The sequence below is a fragment of the Zoogloea sp. genome (assembly GCF_041911615.1).
Taxonomy (GTDB): Bacteria; Pseudomonadota; Gammaproteobacteria; order Burkholderiales; family Rhodocyclaceae; genus Zoogloea.
In genome coordinates this window covers 1-16,583 of the sequence record NZ_JAYROR010000088.1, presented here as the reverse complement: position 1 = coordinate 16,583, position 16,583 = coordinate 1, and the positions used below count along the sequence as shown (strand labels likewise).

The 16,583-nt window shown below is 68.8% G+C and carries 17 protein-coding genes and 1 pseudogene; 12 read left to right on the top strand and 6 right to left on the bottom strand.

Annotated features, from left to right (window positions below; translation table 11 throughout):
* From ACE3P2_RS10325 to ppa, 3 genes are all read left to right on the top strand, one after another.
* Positions 1 to 574 (top strand): HAD-IC family P-type ATPase (locus ACE3P2_RS10325; RefSeq protein ID WP_374264092.1); only part of this gene is annotated, 574 nt, incomplete at its 5' end.
* 11 nt (positions 575 to 585) lie between these two features.
* Positions 586 to 792, top strand: a complete 207-nt coding sequence (locus ACE3P2_RS10320) for a heavy-metal-associated domain-containing protein (RefSeq protein WP_374264090.1) — start codon at positions 586 to 588, stop codon at positions 790 to 792.
* Between the two features lie 91 nt (positions 793 to 883).
* Positions 884 to 1,411, top strand: a complete 528-nt coding sequence (ppa, locus tag ACE3P2_RS10315) for an inorganic diphosphatase (protein ID WP_374264088.1) — start codon at positions 884 to 886, stop codon at positions 1,409 to 1,411.
* A 103-nt stretch (positions 1,412 to 1,514) separates the two neighbouring features.
* Here ppa and ACE3P2_RS10310 read toward each other — a convergent pair whose 3' ends face one another.
* Positions 1,515 to 2,750 (bottom strand): NAD(P)/FAD-dependent oxidoreductase, encoded by a 1,236-nt coding sequence (locus ACE3P2_RS10310; protein WP_374264086.1) that lies wholly within the window; start codon positions 2,748 to 2,750, stop codon positions 1,515 to 1,517.
* Positions 2,751 to 2,920: 170 nt separating this feature from the next.
* Here ACE3P2_RS10310 and ACE3P2_RS10305 point away from each other — a divergent pair, with 170 nt between their 5' ends.
* From ACE3P2_RS10305 to ACE3P2_RS10295, 3 genes are all read left to right on the top strand, one after another.
* The gene (locus ACE3P2_RS10305; RefSeq protein WP_374264084.1) at positions 2,921 to 6,595 is read left to right on the top strand and encodes a DUF748 domain-containing protein; all 3,675 of its coding nucleotides are present in this window, start codon (positions 2,921 to 2,923) and stop codon (positions 6,593 to 6,595) included.
* 19 nt (positions 6,596 to 6,614) lie between these two features.
* Complete coding sequence (locus ACE3P2_RS10300) at positions 6,615 to 6,911, top strand: 4a-hydroxytetrahydrobiopterin dehydratase (RefSeq protein ID WP_374264082.1); 297 nt, start codon at positions 6,615 to 6,617, stop codon at positions 6,909 to 6,911.
* Between the two features lie 92 nt (positions 6,912 to 7,003).
* Entirely contained in the window at positions 7,004 to 7,939 is a 936-nt protein-coding gene (locus ACE3P2_RS10295) for a hypothetical protein (protein ID WP_374264080.1), read from the top strand.
* A gap of 25 nt (positions 7,940 to 7,964) precedes the next feature.
* Here the strand turns inward: ACE3P2_RS10295 and smpB are convergent, their stop codons facing one another.
* On the bottom strand, positions 7,965 to 8,411 hold the full coding sequence (smpB, locus tag ACE3P2_RS10290; protein ID WP_374264078.1) for an SsrA-binding protein SmpB: 447 nt from the start codon (positions 8,409 to 8,411) through the stop codon (positions 7,965 to 7,967).
* 96 nt (positions 8,412 to 8,507) lie between these two features.
* On the opposite strand from smpB, the gene ACE3P2_RS10285 reads away from it, so the two are divergent.
* Together ACE3P2_RS10285 and ACE3P2_RS10280 are read left to right on the top strand one after the other, a co-directional pair.
* Entirely contained in the window at positions 8,508 to 8,945 is a 438-nt protein-coding gene (locus tag ACE3P2_RS10285; protein ID WP_374264076.1) for a type II toxin-antitoxin system RatA family toxin, read from the top strand.
* Between the two features lie 3 nt (positions 8,946 to 8,948).
* Positions 8,949 to 9,293 (top strand): RnfH family protein, encoded by a 345-nt coding sequence (locus ACE3P2_RS10280; RefSeq protein WP_374264074.1) that lies wholly within the window; start codon positions 8,949 to 8,951, stop codon positions 9,291 to 9,293.
* A gap of 30 nt (positions 9,294 to 9,323) precedes the next feature.
* Here ACE3P2_RS10280 and ACE3P2_RS10275 read toward each other — a convergent pair whose 3' ends face one another.
* Positions 9,324 to 9,803 carry a DUF4124 domain-containing protein gene (locus tag ACE3P2_RS10275; RefSeq protein WP_374264073.1) on the bottom strand — a complete coding sequence of 160 codons (480 nt, stop codon included), beginning with the start codon at positions 9,801 to 9,803 and terminating at the stop codon, positions 9,324 to 9,326.
* An 80-nt stretch (positions 9,804 to 9,883) separates the two neighbouring features.
* Here ACE3P2_RS10275 and guaB point away from each other — a divergent pair, with 80 nt between their 5' ends.
* Together guaB and ACE3P2_RS10265 are read left to right on the top strand one after the other, a co-directional pair.
* Entirely contained in the window at positions 9,884 to 11,344 is a 1,461-nt protein-coding gene (guaB, locus tag ACE3P2_RS10270) for an IMP dehydrogenase (RefSeq protein ID WP_374264071.1), read from the top strand.
* 124 nt (positions 11,345 to 11,468) lie between these two features.
* Positions 11,469 to 12,191, top strand: coding sequence for an ABC transporter ATP-binding protein (locus ACE3P2_RS10265; RefSeq protein ID WP_374264069.1), 723 nt, complete (start codon positions 11,469 to 11,471; stop codon positions 12,189 to 12,191).
* A 37-nt stretch (positions 12,192 to 12,228) separates the two neighbouring features.
* Here the strand turns inward: ACE3P2_RS10265 and hpnE are convergent, their stop codons facing one another.
* Genes hpnE through hpnC form a run of 3 tightly spaced genes read right to left on the bottom strand, consistent with a single transcriptional unit; the run spans position 12,229 to position 15,244 of the window.
* A complete protein-coding gene (hpnE, locus tag ACE3P2_RS10260; protein WP_374264067.1) occupies positions 12,229 to 13,581 on the bottom strand; it encodes a hydroxysqualene dehydroxylase HpnE in 1,353 nt (450 codons plus the stop codon).
* Positions 13,578 to 14,414, bottom strand: coding sequence for a presqualene diphosphate synthase HpnD (gene hpnD / locus ACE3P2_RS10255; protein ID WP_374264065.1), 837 nt, complete (start codon positions 14,412 to 14,414; stop codon positions 13,578 to 13,580). Before hpnD ends, hpnE begins: the two co-directional genes overlap by 4 nt.
* Before the next feature lie 8 nt (positions 14,415 to 14,422).
* Positions 14,423 to 15,244 (bottom strand): squalene synthase HpnC, encoded by an 822-nt coding sequence (gene hpnC / locus ACE3P2_RS10250; RefSeq protein ID WP_374264063.1) that lies wholly within the window; start codon positions 15,242 to 15,244, stop codon positions 14,423 to 14,425.
* An 88-nt stretch (positions 15,245 to 15,332) separates the two neighbouring features.
* Between hpnC and ACE3P2_RS10245 the strand changes: the two genes are divergently transcribed.
* Both ACE3P2_RS10245 and ACE3P2_RS10240 read left to right on the top strand, forming a co-directional pair.
* Positions 15,333 to 15,986: an ABC transporter ATP-binding protein gene (locus tag ACE3P2_RS10245; RefSeq protein ID WP_374264061.1), complete on the top strand. Its 654-nt coding sequence runs from the start codon at positions 15,333 to 15,335 to the stop codon at positions 15,984 to 15,986.
* Positions 15,983 to 16,583: pseudogene (locus ACE3P2_RS10240) on the top strand (ABC transporter permease); the annotation flags it as partial. The gene ACE3P2_RS10245 and the pseudogene ACE3P2_RS10240, both read left to right, overlap by 4 nt.

The following is a 16,583-nucleotide window of genomic DNA, read 5'->3' as shown; positions in this document are numbered from 1 at the left end:
CGACGGCGTGGCGCTGGGGGCGCTGGGCGTGGCCGATCCGCTGCGCGCCACGTCCCGGTCGGCGGTTGCGCGCCTGCAGGCGCTGGGCGTGCGGGTGGTGATGCTGACCGGCGATCACCCGGCGGCCGCGGCCCGCATCGCCGCCGAGGCCGGCATCGGGGAGTTCCGCGCCCAGGTGTTGCCCGGCGACAAGGCGGCGGCGGTCGAGGCGCTACGCGGAAACGGGCTCGTCGGGATGGTCGGCGACGGCATCAACGACGCGCCGGCACTCGCTGCGGCGGACGTGTCCTTCGCCATCGGCGCGGGCTCGGACGTGGCCATCGAGGCGGCCGATCTGACCCTGGTGCGCAACGATCTGGGCAGCGTCGCCGACGCCATCGCCCTGTCCCGCGCGACCCTCGGCAAGATCCGCCAGAATCTGTTTTTTGCGTTCATCTACAACGTGCTGGGGATTCCGGCGGCGGCCCTCGGGCTGCTCAATCCGGTGATCGCCGGCGCGGCGATGGCGATGAGTTCGGTGTCGGTGGTCAGCAATTCGCTGTTGCTGAAGCGCTGGCGCCCCGGTCGAGACTGAAAGGAACGAGGATGGAAAACGTGGTGATCAAGGTGGGCGGCATGAGCTGCCAGGGTTGCGTCCGGAACGTCACCGGGGCGCTCAGCGCCACGCCGGGCGTGGCCAGCGTCGAGGTGTCGCTGGAGGCCGCCGAGGCGCGGGTCGGCTACGACCCGGCGCAGGTGTCGGCCAACGCGCTGCGCGCGGTGATCGAGGAGGCTGGCTTCGACGCCGCGTGAGCGGATTTCCGCCATAAGGGTTTATCCGATAGTCACAAGGCTCACTTATAATGGTGAGCTGTCTTACATCAAATAAACGGGAGGTAGTGATATGGGTTTTGATCAAGTCAAGGCGGGCAAGGACGTTCCGAACGACGTCAACGTGATCATCGAGATCTCCGCTCAGGGCGATCCGATCAAGTTCGAAGTGGACAAGGACAGCGGCGCCGTGTTCGTCGACCGCTTCATGGGCACTTCCATGCGCTACCCGATCAACTACGGCTACGTGCCGCACACCGTCGCCGGCGATGGCGATCCGGTGGACGTGCTGGTCGTGACCCCCTTCCCGCTGCAGCCGGGCGTGGTGATCCGCGCCCGTCCGGTCGGCGTGCTGAAGATGGAAGACGAAGGCGGTGTGGACGCCAAGGTCGTGGCCGTGCCGGTTTCGAAGCTGACCCCGCTGTACGACAAGGTCCAGACCATCGACGACCTGCCCGAGCTGCTGATGAAGCAGACCGTGCACTTCTTCGAGCACTACAAGGATCTCGAGCCGGGCAAGTGGGTCAAGGTGACCGGCTGGGGCACCGTCGAGGAAGCCAAGCAGGAAATCCTGAACGGCATCGCCGCCGCCCAGAAGTAAGCGCATCCCGTCGCCGGATGACCGAGGCCCGCCCAGTGCGGGCCTCGTTGTTTTGATGGCGTGGTCGATATTGTTGAGCGCTGCTCGACAATGATGGTCTCGGCTAGACCGACTGCCCCGCCGCATAGCCGCTGGCCCACGCCCACTGGAAGTTGTAGCCGCCCAGATGGCCGGTGACGTCCATCACCTCGCCGACGAAGTACAGGCCGGGCACCGCGCGTGCCTCCATCGTCTTGGACGACAGCGCGCGCGTATCGACGCCGCCCACGGTGACCTCGGCCTTGGCGTAGCCGAGGGTGCCGTTGGGCGCGATGACCCAGCCCGACAGTGCCGCGGCGACGGCGTCGAGCTCCTTGCCGTTGAACTGGTTGGCCGGTCGGTTCCAGCCGCGCTGCTCGCACCAGGCGTGGGCGAAGCGTTTGGGCAGGCGCTCGGCGAGGAGGTTGCCGAGCAGCGTCTTGCTGCGGGCGCGTTCGGCGAGCCAGTCGCGCACGTCGTCGGCGGGAAAGAGATTGATCGTGACCTGGGCGCCGCCGCAGGTCGCGCCGTTGGTTTTTTCGTAATCGCGGCTCTGCCAGTAGGACGAGACCTGCAGGATGACCGGGCCCGACAGCCCGCGGTGGGTGAACAGCAGGTTCTCGCGGAAATGTCCGTCGCCGCATTCGGCCACCGCGTCGAAGGCCATGCCGGCGAGGTCCTGGTAGATCGTCAGTTCCTCGGGCGGCAGGGTGAGCGGGACCAGCGCCGGTCTGGGCGGCACGATGGCGAGGCCGAACTGCTCGGCGATCCGGTAGCCCAGCGGCGAGGCGCCGATCTTGGGAATCGACAGGCCGCCGGTGGCGACGACCAGGTTGTCGCAGGCGATGCGGCCGTGGCTGGTTTCGAGGACGAAGCGTTCGCCCGGCGCTTGGCCGGCGGCGACGGCGTCGAGGGTGCAGGGCATCGCCCAGCTCACCTTGCCGTCCTCGCAGCCGGCGCGCAGCATGTCGATGATGTCCTGGGCGGAGTCGTCGCAGAACAGCTGGCCGTGGTCGCGCTCGTGCCAGGGGATGCCGTGGCGGTTGATGCGTTCGATGAAGTGCCCCGGCGTGAAGCGCGCCAGCGCGGAGCGGCAGAACTGCGGGTTGCGCGACAGATAGTGGGCGACGCCCACGTCGAGGTTGGTGAAGTTGCAGCGGCCGCCTCCCGAGATGCGGATCTTTTCGGCGAGCCGCGACGCGTGGTCGAGGAGCAGGACGCGGCGACCGCGCTGGCCGGCTTCGGCGGCGCACATCATGCCGGCGGCGCCGGCGCCGATCACGACGACGTCGAAACGGGAAGGATGGGAGGGGTTGGACATGGCAACGGGACGGGCGGGAACGGCCGGCAGGATAGTCCGCGGTTTGTCTAACCGCAAACCCTGCGCACGATGACATTCTCAGCCATGCGCCGGCCTGCTAGGCTTGGACGACAAGACAGGCGTGGCGCCCGGCGGGCGGCGCACTGCGGAAAAGAACAAGGAAGATGAAGATGGCGCAGAAACTGCGTGTCGGCCCGAGGCCGTTGAAGTGGGCGCTGTGGGGCGCCGGAGTCGTCGTGGCGATCGGTGTGGCGGGGGCGCTGGTGGCCCCGCCGCTGGTCCGCTCGATCGCCCAGGACAAGCTGACCGAGCTGCTCCACCGCCCGGTGACCATCGACGGCGTGTCGATCAACCCCTATGCGTTGTCGGCCGAGGTGCGCGGTTTCCGGATGCTGGAGCCGGACGGCAGGACGCCGGCGGCGAGCTTCGCGTCGCTGTACGCGAACGTTGAGCTGGAGTCGCTGCTGCGCGGCGGCGTGGTGGTGCAGGAGGTGAAGCTGGTCGAGCCGGTGGTGAGCGTGGTGCGGCTGGAGGGCCGGCGCTTCAACTGGTCGGACGTGATCGACGAGATCCTCGCCAAGCCCGACGACGGCTCGAAGAGCCTTTTCGCCGTGCACAACATCCGCATCGAGAAGGGGCGCATCGATTTCGACGACCGGCCGGCGCAGCAGAAGCACGTGATCGCCGACCTCGACCTGGGCGTGCCCTTCGTGTCCAACCTGCCATCGGCGGTGGAGACCTTCGTCGAGCCGCTGCTGGCGATGAAGGTGAACGACACGCCCTTCGAGATTCGCGGCAAGGCCAAGCCTTTCTCGGCGAGCCGCGAATCGGTGGTCGAGCTCAAGTTCGACGGCTTCGACCTGACCCGCTACGTGGATTACCTGCCGGTGGAGAAAACCTTCCGCCTGCCTTCGGCGCGCCTGTCGTCCGACCTCGACGTCTCCTTCGCCCAGCCCGCCGGGCAGCCGCCGAGCGTGACGCTGAAAGGCACGGTGGGACTCGACGCGGTGGAAATCCAGCACGCCGACGGTCGCCCGGCGGTCAAGCTGCCCTCGGTGCGGGTGGGCATCGACAAGCTGGCCCCGCTGGCCGGCGAGTTGCTGCTCGGCACGGTGGCGGTGGACAAGCCGGAAGTGGTCGTCGGCCGCGATCGGGAAGGGCGCATCAGCCTGTTGTCGCTGGTGCCGAAGCCCCTGCCGGCCACGGGTGCGCCGGTGCCGGCCCCCGCCACGCCGCCGGCCGAGCCGGCGCGGCCGTTTGCGGTGAGCCTGGGCGAATTCAAGCTCAGCGGCGGTCAGATCGCGTTTTCCGACGATTTGCCGGGCGGCCTCTACCGCAAGACGCTGCAGAATCTCCACGTCTCGCTGCGCAAGCTGCAACTGACGGGCGGCGAACCGGCGGCGCTCGACTTCGGCTTCGCCACCGACGCCGGTGAAACGCTCGAACATCAGGGGCACGTGGGCCTGGCGCCGCTCAAGGCGAGCGGTACCGTCGAACTGACGGACATCGATCTGGCCGGTCCCAAGCCCTACATCGCCGCGGCGCTCGCCAACGGCGAGGTGCTGTCGGGCAAGCTCGCCGGCAAGATCGGCTACGACTTCCTGCAGGAGGCGGCCGGCGATCCGAAGATCAAGCTCAAGGCCCAGACCCTGGCGGTGAAGGCGCTGGGCGTTCAGATGAAGGGCGAGAAGACGCCGCTGGCGAAGGTCGGCCTGCTCGAGATCCGCGAGGCCGACGTGGATACCGCCAGCCGCAAGGTGAGCGTGGGCGAAGTGCTCGGCAAGGCCACGCGGATTTCGCTGGTGCGCGACAAGGACGGCAACTTCAACGCCCAGAAGATCGCCGCCGCCGACGGCAAGGTCAAGCCGGCGCCGGCCGCCCGCACCGCGCCCCGACCGGCTGCCCGGGCGCCCCACGGCGCGGCACGCGGGGGCGACTGGCAGGTGGACGTGAAGCGGCTGGCCCTCGAAGACTGGGGCGTGCGCATCGAGGATCGCACCCTGGCGCCGGCCATCGTGTTCAATGCCGAGCCGCTGACGCTCAAGGTCGACGGTCTCAGCACCACGAAGGGCAGCAAGGCGAAGCTCGATCTGCAGGCGGCCATCAACAGGCGCGGCAAGGTGGGCGTGGCCGGCAGCGTCGGCCTGACGCCGCTGGCGGGCAATCTCGACCTGAACCTGCAGGCTGTCGACCTGGCGATGCTGCAGCCTTACGTGACCGAGAAGGTGAAGATCGCGATCACCCGCGGCAACGTCACCTCCCGTGGGCGGCTGGCCTTCGAGCTGCCGGCCGGTGGGGCGATGAAGGGTGGCTTCAAGGGCAGCCTCGCGGTGGGCGACTTCGCGTCGGTGGACAAGCTCAACGCGGCGGATTTCCTGAAGTGGAAATCCCTCGCCTTCAGCGGTGTCGATGTGCGCCTGTCGCCGATGGCAGTGAGTATCGACGACATCGCGCTGACCGATTTCTACACCCGCCTGATCCTCGACGCGAAGGGGGGGCTCAACATTCGCGAGATCACCGCCCAGCGCGCCGAACAGCAGAAGGCGGCCGAGGACGCGGCGGCGAAGTCGGCGGGCGCCGGTGCGCCGGTGATCCGGCCCGCGCCGGGTGTCGCGGTCACCAAGGTGGCGCCGCCGCCCGAGCCGCCGGTGCCGCTGTCGATCAAGCGGATCACCCTGCAGGGCGGCAACATCGCCTACAGCGACCGCTTCATCAAGCCCAACTACGACGCCAACCTCACCGGCATGGGGGGGCGGCTGATCAACCTGTCGTCCGACCCGAACGTGATCGCCGAGCTCGACCTGCGCGGCAAGGTGGATAACTCGGCTCCGGTCGAAGTGGTTGGCAAGCTCAATCCCTTCCGTCAGGATCGGGCGCTGGACATCCGGGCCGCGGTCAAGGATTTCGAGCTCTCCAGCGTGTCCACCTACGCCGCCAAATACGTGGGCTACGGGATCGAGAAGGGCAAGCTGTCGGCCAACCTGAGCTACAAGGTCGAAGACCGCAAGCTCACCGCCACCAACCAGATCTTCCTCGATCAGCTCACCTTCGGCGAGAAGGTCGAGAGCCCCGACGCCCTCAAGCTGCCGGTGCTGCTGGCGGTCTCGCTGCTCACCAACAGCCGGGGTGAGATCGACCTCGATCTGCCCATCGGCGGCTCCCTCGACGATCCCGAATTCAGTGTCGGGCGGATTGTCGTGAAGGTGATCGTCAACCTGGTGACCAAGGCCATCACGTCGCCCTTCGCGCTGCTCGGCTCGATGTTCGGCGGCAACAGCGAGGAGCTCGCCTGGCTCGATTTCGAGCCCGGCTTCGCGCGGCTCGCCGACGGCGCCGACGGCAAGCTGCAGGCCATCGCCAAGGTGATGAAGGAAAAATCCGGCCTCAAGCTCGACATCGCGGGCCGCGTCGATCCGGTGACCGACCGCGAGGGCTTCAAGCGCGCCCAGCTCGTCAGCAAGGTCGAGGCGCTCAAGGTCAAGGACATGGCGAAGAAGGGCGAGTCGGCCGGCGAGGACGGTCGCGTGCGGGTCGAGCCGGGCGAATACCCGGCGCTGCTCGCGCGGGTCTACAAGGACGAGAAGTTCGCCAAGCCCCGCAACGTGGTCGGCCTTGTCAGGGATCTGCCGGTTGCCGAGATGGAGAAGCTGATCGTCGCCAACACTGCGGTGGCCGACGAGGACGTGCGGGTGCTCGCCCAGCAGCGTGCCCAGGCGGTCAAGAACTGGCTGGTGGACAAGGGCCAGGTGCCGGCAGAGCGGATCTTCGTGCTGTCCGGCCGCGAGGGCGACGACGGCAAGCAGCCCAAGGCCAGGGTCAGCCGGGTCGATTTCTCGCTGCGCTGACCGACCGGAGCCGCCCATCATGCGACCCGTTCGACTCGACCCCGCTCCGCTCGCCGAGGCCCTCGCCGGCCTCGACGGCTGGCAGCCCGTGGAGGGTCGCGATGCCATCGCCCGGAATTTCCGTTTTTCCGACTTCAACGCGGCCTTTGGCTGGATGACGCGGGTCGCGCTGATGGCTGAGCGGCTCGATCATCATCCCGAGTGGCGCAACGTCTACAACCGGGTCGAGGTCGTGCTCACCACCCACGACGCCGGCGGCGTTACGGAACTCGACCTGCAGCTGGCCCGTTTCATGAACCGGATCGCGGCCGGCTGAGCCGTGCTTTGCCGCATTGCGGAATGCGTCCGCGCCGGGAGGGTGATAACCTTTGCTGCGACATCCCCGGAAGCGCGTGGAGACAAGAGCCGATGCACCTGACGTTTGACTGGAACACGACCCTGCGTCGGGTGCGCCAGCGGACGGCTTTCGTCCCGGCCGGCAGTGGCGGCGCAAGCTGTCGTGGCGAATGGAAACGCTTTCCTTACGGCGACCGCGTGTATCGCTTCGGCGGCGACGCCCTTGCCGGCAACTGGGCGCGCCTGCATCGGGGCGACTGCGAACCCTATCCCGATGCCGGCGGCCTCGCCGGTCTGCTCGACGCCAATCCCGCACTGGCCACCCAGGTCGGCGACCGGGCCGCTACGGCGGGGTTGCTCCAGAGCGCTTGGCGGGCCTATCACGCCGGCGATTTCGCCGAGGCGGCCGACCAGGGGCAGGCCGCCGGGGTGGTCGGTACCGTCGTCGCGGTCAGGGCGGCCCTGGTCCACGCCACCTATCTCGAAGAGAGCGAGACCCGTCGCGCGGCGATCCTGCGCGAAGCGGTCGAGGCCTGCGGGGCGTTGGTCGAACTGGCGCCCAACTGGCCCAACGCCTGGTTCGTGAATGGGCTGGCTCTGGGGCGCTACTGCCAGCACGTGCCGCTGGTCCGTACCCTGGCCCAGGGCCTCGGCGGCAAGGCGCGGGACAGCCTGAACCGGGCCGTCCGGCTCGAACCCGCCCATGCGGACGCCCACGTTGGTCTCGGCATCTATGGCGCCGACGTCATCGACAAGGTGGGCGCGATGGTGGCGGCACTCACCTACGGGGTGCGCCGCGAGCACGTGCTTGCGCACTTCGAGGCAGCGCGGACGCTCCATCCCCAATCGCCGATGGTGTGCGTGGAATACGCGCGGGCGTTGCTCCGCATCGGTGGCGGGGGGGATGCGGCGCGGGCCCACGGGCTTTACGCCGACGCGCTCGCCTGTTCGCCTGCCGACGCCCAGGAACGCCTCGACGTCGAATGGGCACGCGCCGAGCTGGCCTAGGCTCAGGCGACGCCACGGAACGGCGTCAGCCCTTGGCGCGAATCAGGCGCGCCTTCTCGCGTTCCCAGTCGCGCTCTTTCTCGGTTTCGCGCTTGTCGAACTGCTTCTTGCCCTTGGCGAGCCCGACGCTGATCTTCACGCGGCCCTTGCTGTAGTGCAGGTCGAGCGGCACCAGCGCGTAGCCGGCCCGTTCCACCTTGCCGATCAGCTTGGCGATTTCCTCGGCGTGCAGCAGCAGCTTGCGGGTGCGGGTGGGGTCCGGGTGGATGTGGGTGGAGGCCGATTCGAGGGGGGTGATGTGCATCCCGACGATGAAGATCTCCGCCCCGCGGATCACCACGTAGCTTTCCTTGATGTTCGCGCGTCCGGCGCGGATGCCCTTCACCTCCCAGCCTTCGAGGACGAGGCCGGCCTCGTACTTGTCCTCGATGAAGTAGTCGTGGAAGGCCTTGCGGTTGTCGATGATGCTCATGGCGGATCGGCTCTAGGGCGTCGGCGCATTGGCGCGGGCCTGCGCGGACGCGTAAAATCGCGTATTTTAACAGCTCGTCTCCCCGCTCGCGTCCCGATGGCTGCCGTCAAGAAAATAGTCCTGATCGAGTTCACGCCGGCCCAGATGTTCGATCTGGTCGACCGCTGCGAGGATTACCCCAAGTTCCTGCCCTGGTGCGGGGGCAGCGAAGTGCATAACCGCGATGACCAGTTCACGCGGGCCACGCTGCACATCAACTACCACGGCATCAAGTCCCACTTCAGCACCGAGAACGAAAAGCGTTATCCGTCCCACATGCTGATCCGCCTCACCGACGGGCCCTTCACTCATCTCGACGGCAGCTGGGATTTCACCCCGCTCGGCGATGCCGCCTGCAAGGTGGAGTTCAATCTGCGCTACGAGTTCTCGAACCGGTTGATCGAAAAGGCCGTCGGCCCGGTGTTCAGCCACATCGCCAACACCTTCGTCGATTCGTTCGTGAAGCGTGCCGGCCAGATCTACGGACGGAGCTGATCCATGCCCAGCGATGCCAGTCAGGATTCGATCAACGTCGAAGTCTGTTACGCCCTGCGCGAGCGCCAGGAAATCGTGCGTCTGCGCCTGCCGGCCGGCGCAACCGTCCAGCGCGCCATCGACGCCTCCGGCCTGCTGCAGAAACACCCCGAGATCGATCTCGCCAGGACCAACAAGCTGGGCGTCTTCGCCAAGCTGGTCAAGCCCGACGCGGTGCTGCGCGACCGCGACCGCGTCGAGATCTACCGCCCGCTGATCGCCGATCCGAAGGAGGTGCGCCGCAAGCGCGCCGAGGAAGGCAAGGTCATGAAGAAGGGGGGCGGGCCGGCCGAGGACGGCGCGGCCTGATCCCGATGGCCCGGTCGGGCCGCGTGGTCGTCATTTGCAGTTGCGTTCGATGGCCCGACGCAGGTTGTCGATCGCGGCGCTGCGTTCGTTGTCGTCGAGGAAGACCCGCTCGCCGTTTTCGTTGATGCGGTTCATGCGCTGGCCGCTTTCCAGCGCCAGCAGCTGATTGCGGTTGTCGGCGCATTCCCGTTGTCGCATCTCGTCGTTGGCCTTGTCCTTGCGCGCCTTGTCCTCGGCTTCGGCCGCCTCGGCGCGGCGCTTGCGAAAGGCCAGTTCCTGCTCGGCGAGCGAGGGCGCGGCCGGCGTCGCAGACGGCGTATCGGTGCCGTCGGTGGAGCGGGCCGGCTTTGGCGCCAGCGGTCCCTGGCGCAGCGTGCGCACCTTTGCGTCGGGCGGCGGCATGTCGGAATAGAACACCCGGCCGCTGGCGTCCTTCCAGCTGTAAATGCTCTGGGCGAAGGCGGTCTGGCCCGCGCAGATCAGCAGCACGAGGAAAAAATTACGGAACATCTTGACTCCAGTCAGACAAAGCTTTTGCCGCGACGCGGCCATGTACGTATAATACGGATTTGATTCAAGGGATTAAAGCCATGCGAGTGATCCAGAAGGCGCTGACGTTCGATGACGTCCTTCTCATCCCGGCCCATTCCAGCGTTCTCCCGCGCGACGTCAGCCTCCAGACGAAACTCACGCGCAACATTACCCTGAACATTCCTCTGGTGTCCGCAGCCATGGACACCGTCACCGAAGCGCGTCTCGCAATTGCCCTCGCCCAAGAAGGCGGGATCGGTATCGTTCACAAGAACCTCACCGCGCAGCAGCAGGCGGCCGAAGTGGCCAAGGTAAAACGCTTCGAATCGGGCATCCTCAAGGACCCGATCACCGTTCCGCCGACCATGACGGTCCGCGACGTACTGATCCTCACCCGCGGCCACAAGATCTCCGGTCTGCCGGTGGTCGAGAACGGCAAGGTCATCGGCATCGTCACCAACCGCGACACCCGCTTCGAGACCAATCTCGACCAGCCGGTCTCCGCGATCATGACGCCCCATTCCCGCCTCGTCACCGTCAAGGAAGGCGCCAGCCTCGACGAGGCCCGCGCCCTCATGCACAAGCACCGCCTCGAGCGCGTGCTGGTCCTCAACGACGAAGGCGGCCTCGCCGGCCTCATCACCGTCAAGGACATGATGAAGTCCACCGAGCACCCGCTCGCCTCCAAGGACGACTTCGGCCGTCTGCGCGTCGGCGCGGCGATCGGCGTCGGTGCCGGTACCGAAGAGCGCGCCGCGCTGCTGGCCGAGGCCGGCGTCGATGTGATCGTCGTCGATACCGCCCACGGCCATTCGCAAGGCGTGCTGGACCGGGTCAACTGGGTCAAGAAGAACTTCCCGAAGGTCGAGGTCATCGGCGGCAACATCGCCACCGCGGCGGCGGCGCGTGCGCTGGTGGATGCCGGCGCCGACGGCGTCAAGGTCGGCATCGGCCCGGGCTCGATCTGCACCACCCGCATCGTTGCCGGCGTCGGCGTGCCGCAGATCACCGCGGTCGACAACGTCGCCACCGCGCTGGCGGGGACCGGTGTGCCGATGATCGCCGACGGCGGCATCCGTTACTCGGGCGACATCTCCAAGGCCATCGCGGCTGGCGCCAACGTGGTGATGCTCGGCGGCCTGTTCGCCGGCACCGAGGAGGCGCCGGGCGAGACGGTGCTGTTCCAGGGCCGCTCGTACAAGTCCTACCGTGGCATGGGTTCGCTGGGCGCGATGCAGCAGGGCGCCGCCGACCGGTACTTCCAGGATAACGAAGGCAACGTGGACAAGCTGGTGCCGGAAGGCATCGAAGGCCGCGTGCCCTACAAGGGCGCCGTCACGGCGGTGATCCACCAGCTGATGGGTGGCCTGCGCGCCTCCATGGGCTACGTGGGCTGCGCCACCATCGACGACATGCGCACCCGCGCCGAGTTCGTCGAGATCACCTCGGCCGGCATCCGCGAGTCCCACGTCCACGACGTGCAGATCACCAAGGAAGCGCCGAACTACCACGTGGATTGATCGTCCCGATCCGCAGGTTCAGCGAAGGCAGCCGCAAGGCTGCCTTCGTGCGTTAACGGCACCCCGCCTCGGCGATAATCGGGCCGGAATGAACCTCCGGCCCTTGCCCGCACTCCATCTCAGCATGCTGAACAAGACCCCGACCCAGGTTTTCTCGACGGCCGCAGCACTGGCGCCCGTCGTCGAAGTGAGCCACCTTTCCCGCCACGTACCCGCCGACGGCGGCGGCACGCTGCGCATTCTGGACGACGTGTCGTTCTCGATCATGGCCGGTGAAGCGGTGGCCATCGTCGGTGCTTCGGGCTCCGGCAAGTCGACCTTGCTGGGCCTGCTCGCCGGGCTGGACTCGCCGTCGGGCGGCAGCGTGCGCATCCGCGGCCAGGATCTGTTCGCCCTCGACGAGGACGGGCGGGCGGCGCTGCGCGGCGCGTGCGTCGGCTTCGTGTTCCAGTCGTTCCAGCTGCTGCCGGCGCTCACCGCGCTGGAGAACGTGATGCTGCCGCTCGAACTGGCCGGCCGGCGCGACGCACGGGCCGAAGCGGCGCAGTGGCTCGGGCGCGTGGGCCTGTCCGATCGTCTCGGCCACTATCCTCGGCAGCTCTCCGGCGGCGAGCAGCAGCGCGTCGCGGTGGCGCGGGCGTTTGCGCCCGGGCCGGCGCTGGTGCTGGCCGACGAGCCGACCGGTAACCTCGACGTGAGTACCGGTGAGGCGGTCATCGAGCTGATGTTCTCCCTCAACGCCGAGGCCGGCACGACGCTCGTGCTGGTGACCCACGATGGCGCGCTGGCGGCCCGTTGCGGCCGCAGCCTGCGACTCGCGGCGGGGCGTCTGGAGTCGAGCCGGTAACGCGCGACGGGCGGAAGCTCCCCGGTCGGATCAGGGGCTAGGCAATCCCCAGCAGGTTTTGCTCCCTGAGCCCACAGCGCTTGAGGATGCTGCGCCCGGCGATGACGCCGCTCTGCACGGCGGCTTCGAGGGTGGCGGGGTAGTCCGATGCCACGTAGTCGCCGGCCAGCCACAGGCCGGGCAGGGGGGTGGCGCAGCCCGGTCGATCGAGGCCGGGCGTGCAGGCGAAGGTGGCGCGCTTCTCGGTGATGATCTGGGCCCGCTTGAGCGTGGGCAAGGGGCCGAGGGCGGCCTGCAGCTCGCCGAGCAGCGCGAACTCGAGTGCGTCCTTCGAGATCGCCTGATGGGCGCCGCTGGCGCTGATCACCACTGCCACCAGGCCGGGCGGCCCGCCCAGGGCGGCGCGGTCGAAGGCCCACTGGCCGTAGCCGCCGGTGAGACCGATCATCGGTTCGGGAAAGGCCAGCGGGCCGTCGAAGGCCAGCCAGGCGGTGGCGATGGGCTCGTGCGCGAGTGCGGCGATCCGCTGCGCGAGGGGGGCCAGCGCGGGCAGCGGTTCGAGCAGCGGGGCGACGTGGTAGGGCGCGGTGGCGACGACGACGTGGTCGTAACGGGTGCCCCACGGATCGCCGTCCAGGTGGAAGCGGTCGCCTTCGGCGTGGATGGCCTTGATCGGCTCGGCGGTGCGCACGGTGTGGCCGCGCATCGCCAGCCAGCGCGACGCCGGCACCGGGAACAGCTCGGACAGGTCGACTTTCGGCAGCAGCAGGTCGGACGCCGAGGCGCCGGCGGCGAGGCTGTCGCGCAGCACGTTGGCGAAGACCTGCGCCGAGGCGCTCGCCACCGGCGTGTTGAGGGCCGCGACGCACAGGGGCTCCCACACCAGGCGGGTGATCCGCGTCGTCTGAGCGGTGTCGGCGAGGAGGTCGGCCACCGGACGGTCGGGGGCGACGCGGAAGCCGTCGCGCTTCAGGCGGCCCATCAGGCGCAGCATCGCCCGCTTGTCGGCCCAGCCGAGGCCGCGGGCGCGGAGCAGGCCGATGGCCAGGTGGAGCGGAGCGGGGAGCGGCGCAGCGCGCAGCAGGCAGCCGTCCGGGCCAGGGTAGGCGAGCGCCAGCCGGCGGGTCTCGAGCACGCTGGGGCGCACTCCGACGAGGCGCAACATGCGCAGGGTTTCGGCGTAGGCGCCGAGCAGGATGTGCTGGCCGTTGTCGATGCGGTGGTCGTCCTTCTCGACGACCCGGGCGCGTCCGCCGAGGGTGCGCGAGGCTTCGAACAGCGTGATCCGGGCGCCGCCGCGGGCGAGCGTGACGGCCGCCGCGAAGCCGGCGTAGCCGCCGCCGATAACGGCGACCTGCGGTGCGCCGGCGCTCGAGAAACCCGGGATCACCCGCGGAACCAGGTCATGCCGGCGAGCCAGATCTTGCGCAGCGGCGTGAGCGAGGTGCGCCGGTCGAGCACCTGGAAGCCGTCGGCCTCGATCTCGTCGAGCAGCGTGCGGTAGATCGCCGCCATCACCAGGCCGGGACGCTGGTTCTTGCGGTCCTCGGGCGGCAGCTGGGCGAAGGCCTGGTCGTAGTACTGCCGCGCGCGGGTGGCCTGAAAGGCCATCAGCTGGCGGAAGTTGTCGGAGTACTCGCCGTCGAGGAGCTGACGGGCCGGCACGTTGAACTGCTTGAGCTCGTCCACCGGCAGGTAGATTCGGCCGCGGCGGGCGTCTTCGCCCACGTCGCGGATGATGTTGGTGAGCTGGAAGGCGAGGCCCAGGTCGTGGGCGTACTTGAGCGTCTGGCGGTTGGCGTAGCCGAAGATCTCGGCCGATAGCAGGCCAACCACGCTGGCCACCCGGTAGCAGTAGAGATTGAGCGCCTTCCAGTCGAGGTAGCGGGTCTGCTGGAGGTCCATCTGCATGCCGTCGATGATCTCGAGCAGTTGCTCGCGGGGCAGGCTGAACTGGCGGATGACGTCCTTGAGGGCCTGGCCGACGGGATGCTGGGGCGTGCCGTCGAAGATCCGGCCGACCTCGCCGCGCCACCAGTCGAGCTTGGTCTGGGCGATCTGCAGGTCGTGGCATTCGTCCACCACGTCGTCCACCTCGCGGCAGAAGGCGTACAGCGCGGTGATCGCCTGGCGCCGCTCGGGCGGCAGGAACATGAAGCTGTAGTAAAAGCTGGAGCCGCTGGCGGCGGCTTTTTCCTGGCAGTAGGCGTGGGGGTCGGTCATGGCGGAGGTCAGCGGGTCAGGGCCCGCCAGGCGAGGCGCAGCCAATCGGTTTTGCCGAGCACGGGGCGGTGGTTGAAGACGTCGTAGGCGTTGGCCTCGATCTTGTCGAGCACGGCGAGGCCGCCCTGCACGACGAGGCGCAGTTCCCAGCCGATGCGCCCCGGCAGGCGGCGGGCCAGCGGGGCGCCTTGCAGCATCATGCCGCGGGCGCGCTGGATCTCGAAATCCATTAGCGCCGAGAACTGGTGGGTGACCTGGCCGGCGACGATGTCGGCTTCGCCGACGCCGAAGCGTTCCATGTCGGCCTGGGGCAGATAAATGCGCTGCTTCTGCCAGTCGACGGCCACGTCCTGCCAGAAGTTGATGAGCTGCAGGCTGGCGCAGATGCGGTCGGACATCGCCAGGTTCTTCTCGGTGGCGGCGCCGTACAGGTGTAGCAGCAGGCGGCCGACCGGGTTGGCCGATCGGCGGCAGTAGTCGGCGAGTTCGGCGAAATCGGCGTAGCGGGTCTTCACCACGTCCTGGCTGAAGGCGTCGAGCAGGTCGCGAAAGAGCCCGACGGGCAGCTTGAACTGGCGGATGTTGGCGCCGAGTCGTTCGAAGATCGGCACCAGGCTGGGGTCGTCGAAGGGCCGGCCCTGTTCGATGCAGTGGAGCGCCTTGCGGTAGTCGTTGAGGCGGGCGAGACGCACCAGCGGCGCGGCGTCGCCCTCGTCGGCGATGTCGTCGGCCGAGCGCGCGAAGGCGTAGATCGCCTCAACCGGCTCGCGCAGGCGCGCGGGCAGCAGGAACGAAGCGACGGGAAAGTTCTCGTAGTGGTCGACGGGCATGGGCGGGCGGAGTATACCGGGCCGGGCCCGGCACCGAATCGATTTTGTCTTGCCGTGCCGATGATCGATCTCACCGTTTTTTACCTTCATGCTCGAGATTAGCGCGCTCTCCCGCCACTTCAACGGCCGCCCGGTGCTGGCCGGAATCGACCTGCGACTCGCGCCCGGCGAATACGTCGCCATCGTCGGCGAGTCGGGGGTCGGCAAGTCGACCCTGCTGAACCTCGTCGCCGGGCTCGACCGGCCCGACGGCGGCAGCCTGCGCCTCGACGGTGTCGACTACGGCCGCCTCGACGACGACGCCTTGACCCGGCTGCGGCGCGACAAGCTCGGCTTCGTGTTCCAGGCCTTTCACGTGCTGCCTCACCTCACCCTGCGCCAGAACGTGGCCCTGCCCCTGTGGCTGCAGGGCGTGGCGGGCGCCGCGGCGGACGGGCCGGCGCTGCAGCTGCTCGATGCGGTCGGCCTCGCCAGTCGGGCCGACGACTGGCCGCGGACGCTGTCCGGCGGCGAGATGCAGCGGGTGGCGATCGCCCGGGCGCTGGTGCACCGGCCGCGCCTGGTGCTGGCCGACGAGCCCACCGGCAACCTCGATCCCGCCAACGGCGCGCGCGTGCTCGCGCTGCTGGCCGCGCGCATCCGCGAGGCGGGGGCCATCGGCATTCTGGTCACCCACTCGCTCGAGGCCGCTGCCACCGCCGACCGGGTACTGCGCCTCGACGCGACGGGACTGCACCCGTGAGGGCACGCCAACTGGCGCCGGTGTTCCTCGGGTCGCTGGCACGGCGGCGGGTGGCCACGCTGTTTTCGTTCGTTGCCATCGTGCTCGGGGTGGCCCTGGGAATGGCGGTGCAGGTGGTGCACGAGGCGGCGCTGGGCGAGTTCGGGCAGGGCCTGCGCGCCATCGCCGGCGAGGCCGACCTGCAGGTGGAGGGGCCGCGCGGGGGCTTCGACGAGGCGCTCTACGCCCGGCTCGCGGCGGCGCCCGAGGTGGCCGAGGCGAGCCCGGTGGTGGAACTGGAGCTGAAGCTGGTTGGCCGCGACGAGACGCTGCGCCTGCTCGGGCTGGACGTCTTCGCGCTGGGGCGGGTCAATCCGCGGCTGCTGCCGCGCGCCGACGACCGGGATGCGCGCCTGGCGGTGCTGGCCGACGACGCGATCTTCGTCAGCACGGCGGCCCGTGAGGCGTTGGGGCTGGCGCCGGGCGCCCGGCTCCGGGCCCAGGCCGGCGTCGCCGGGGTGGACCTGCGGGTGGCCGGCGATGTGCCCGGTGTGGGCGACGGGCGGCCGCTGGCGGTGATGGACATCGCCGCGGCGCAGGCCCGCTTCGGCCGCGTCG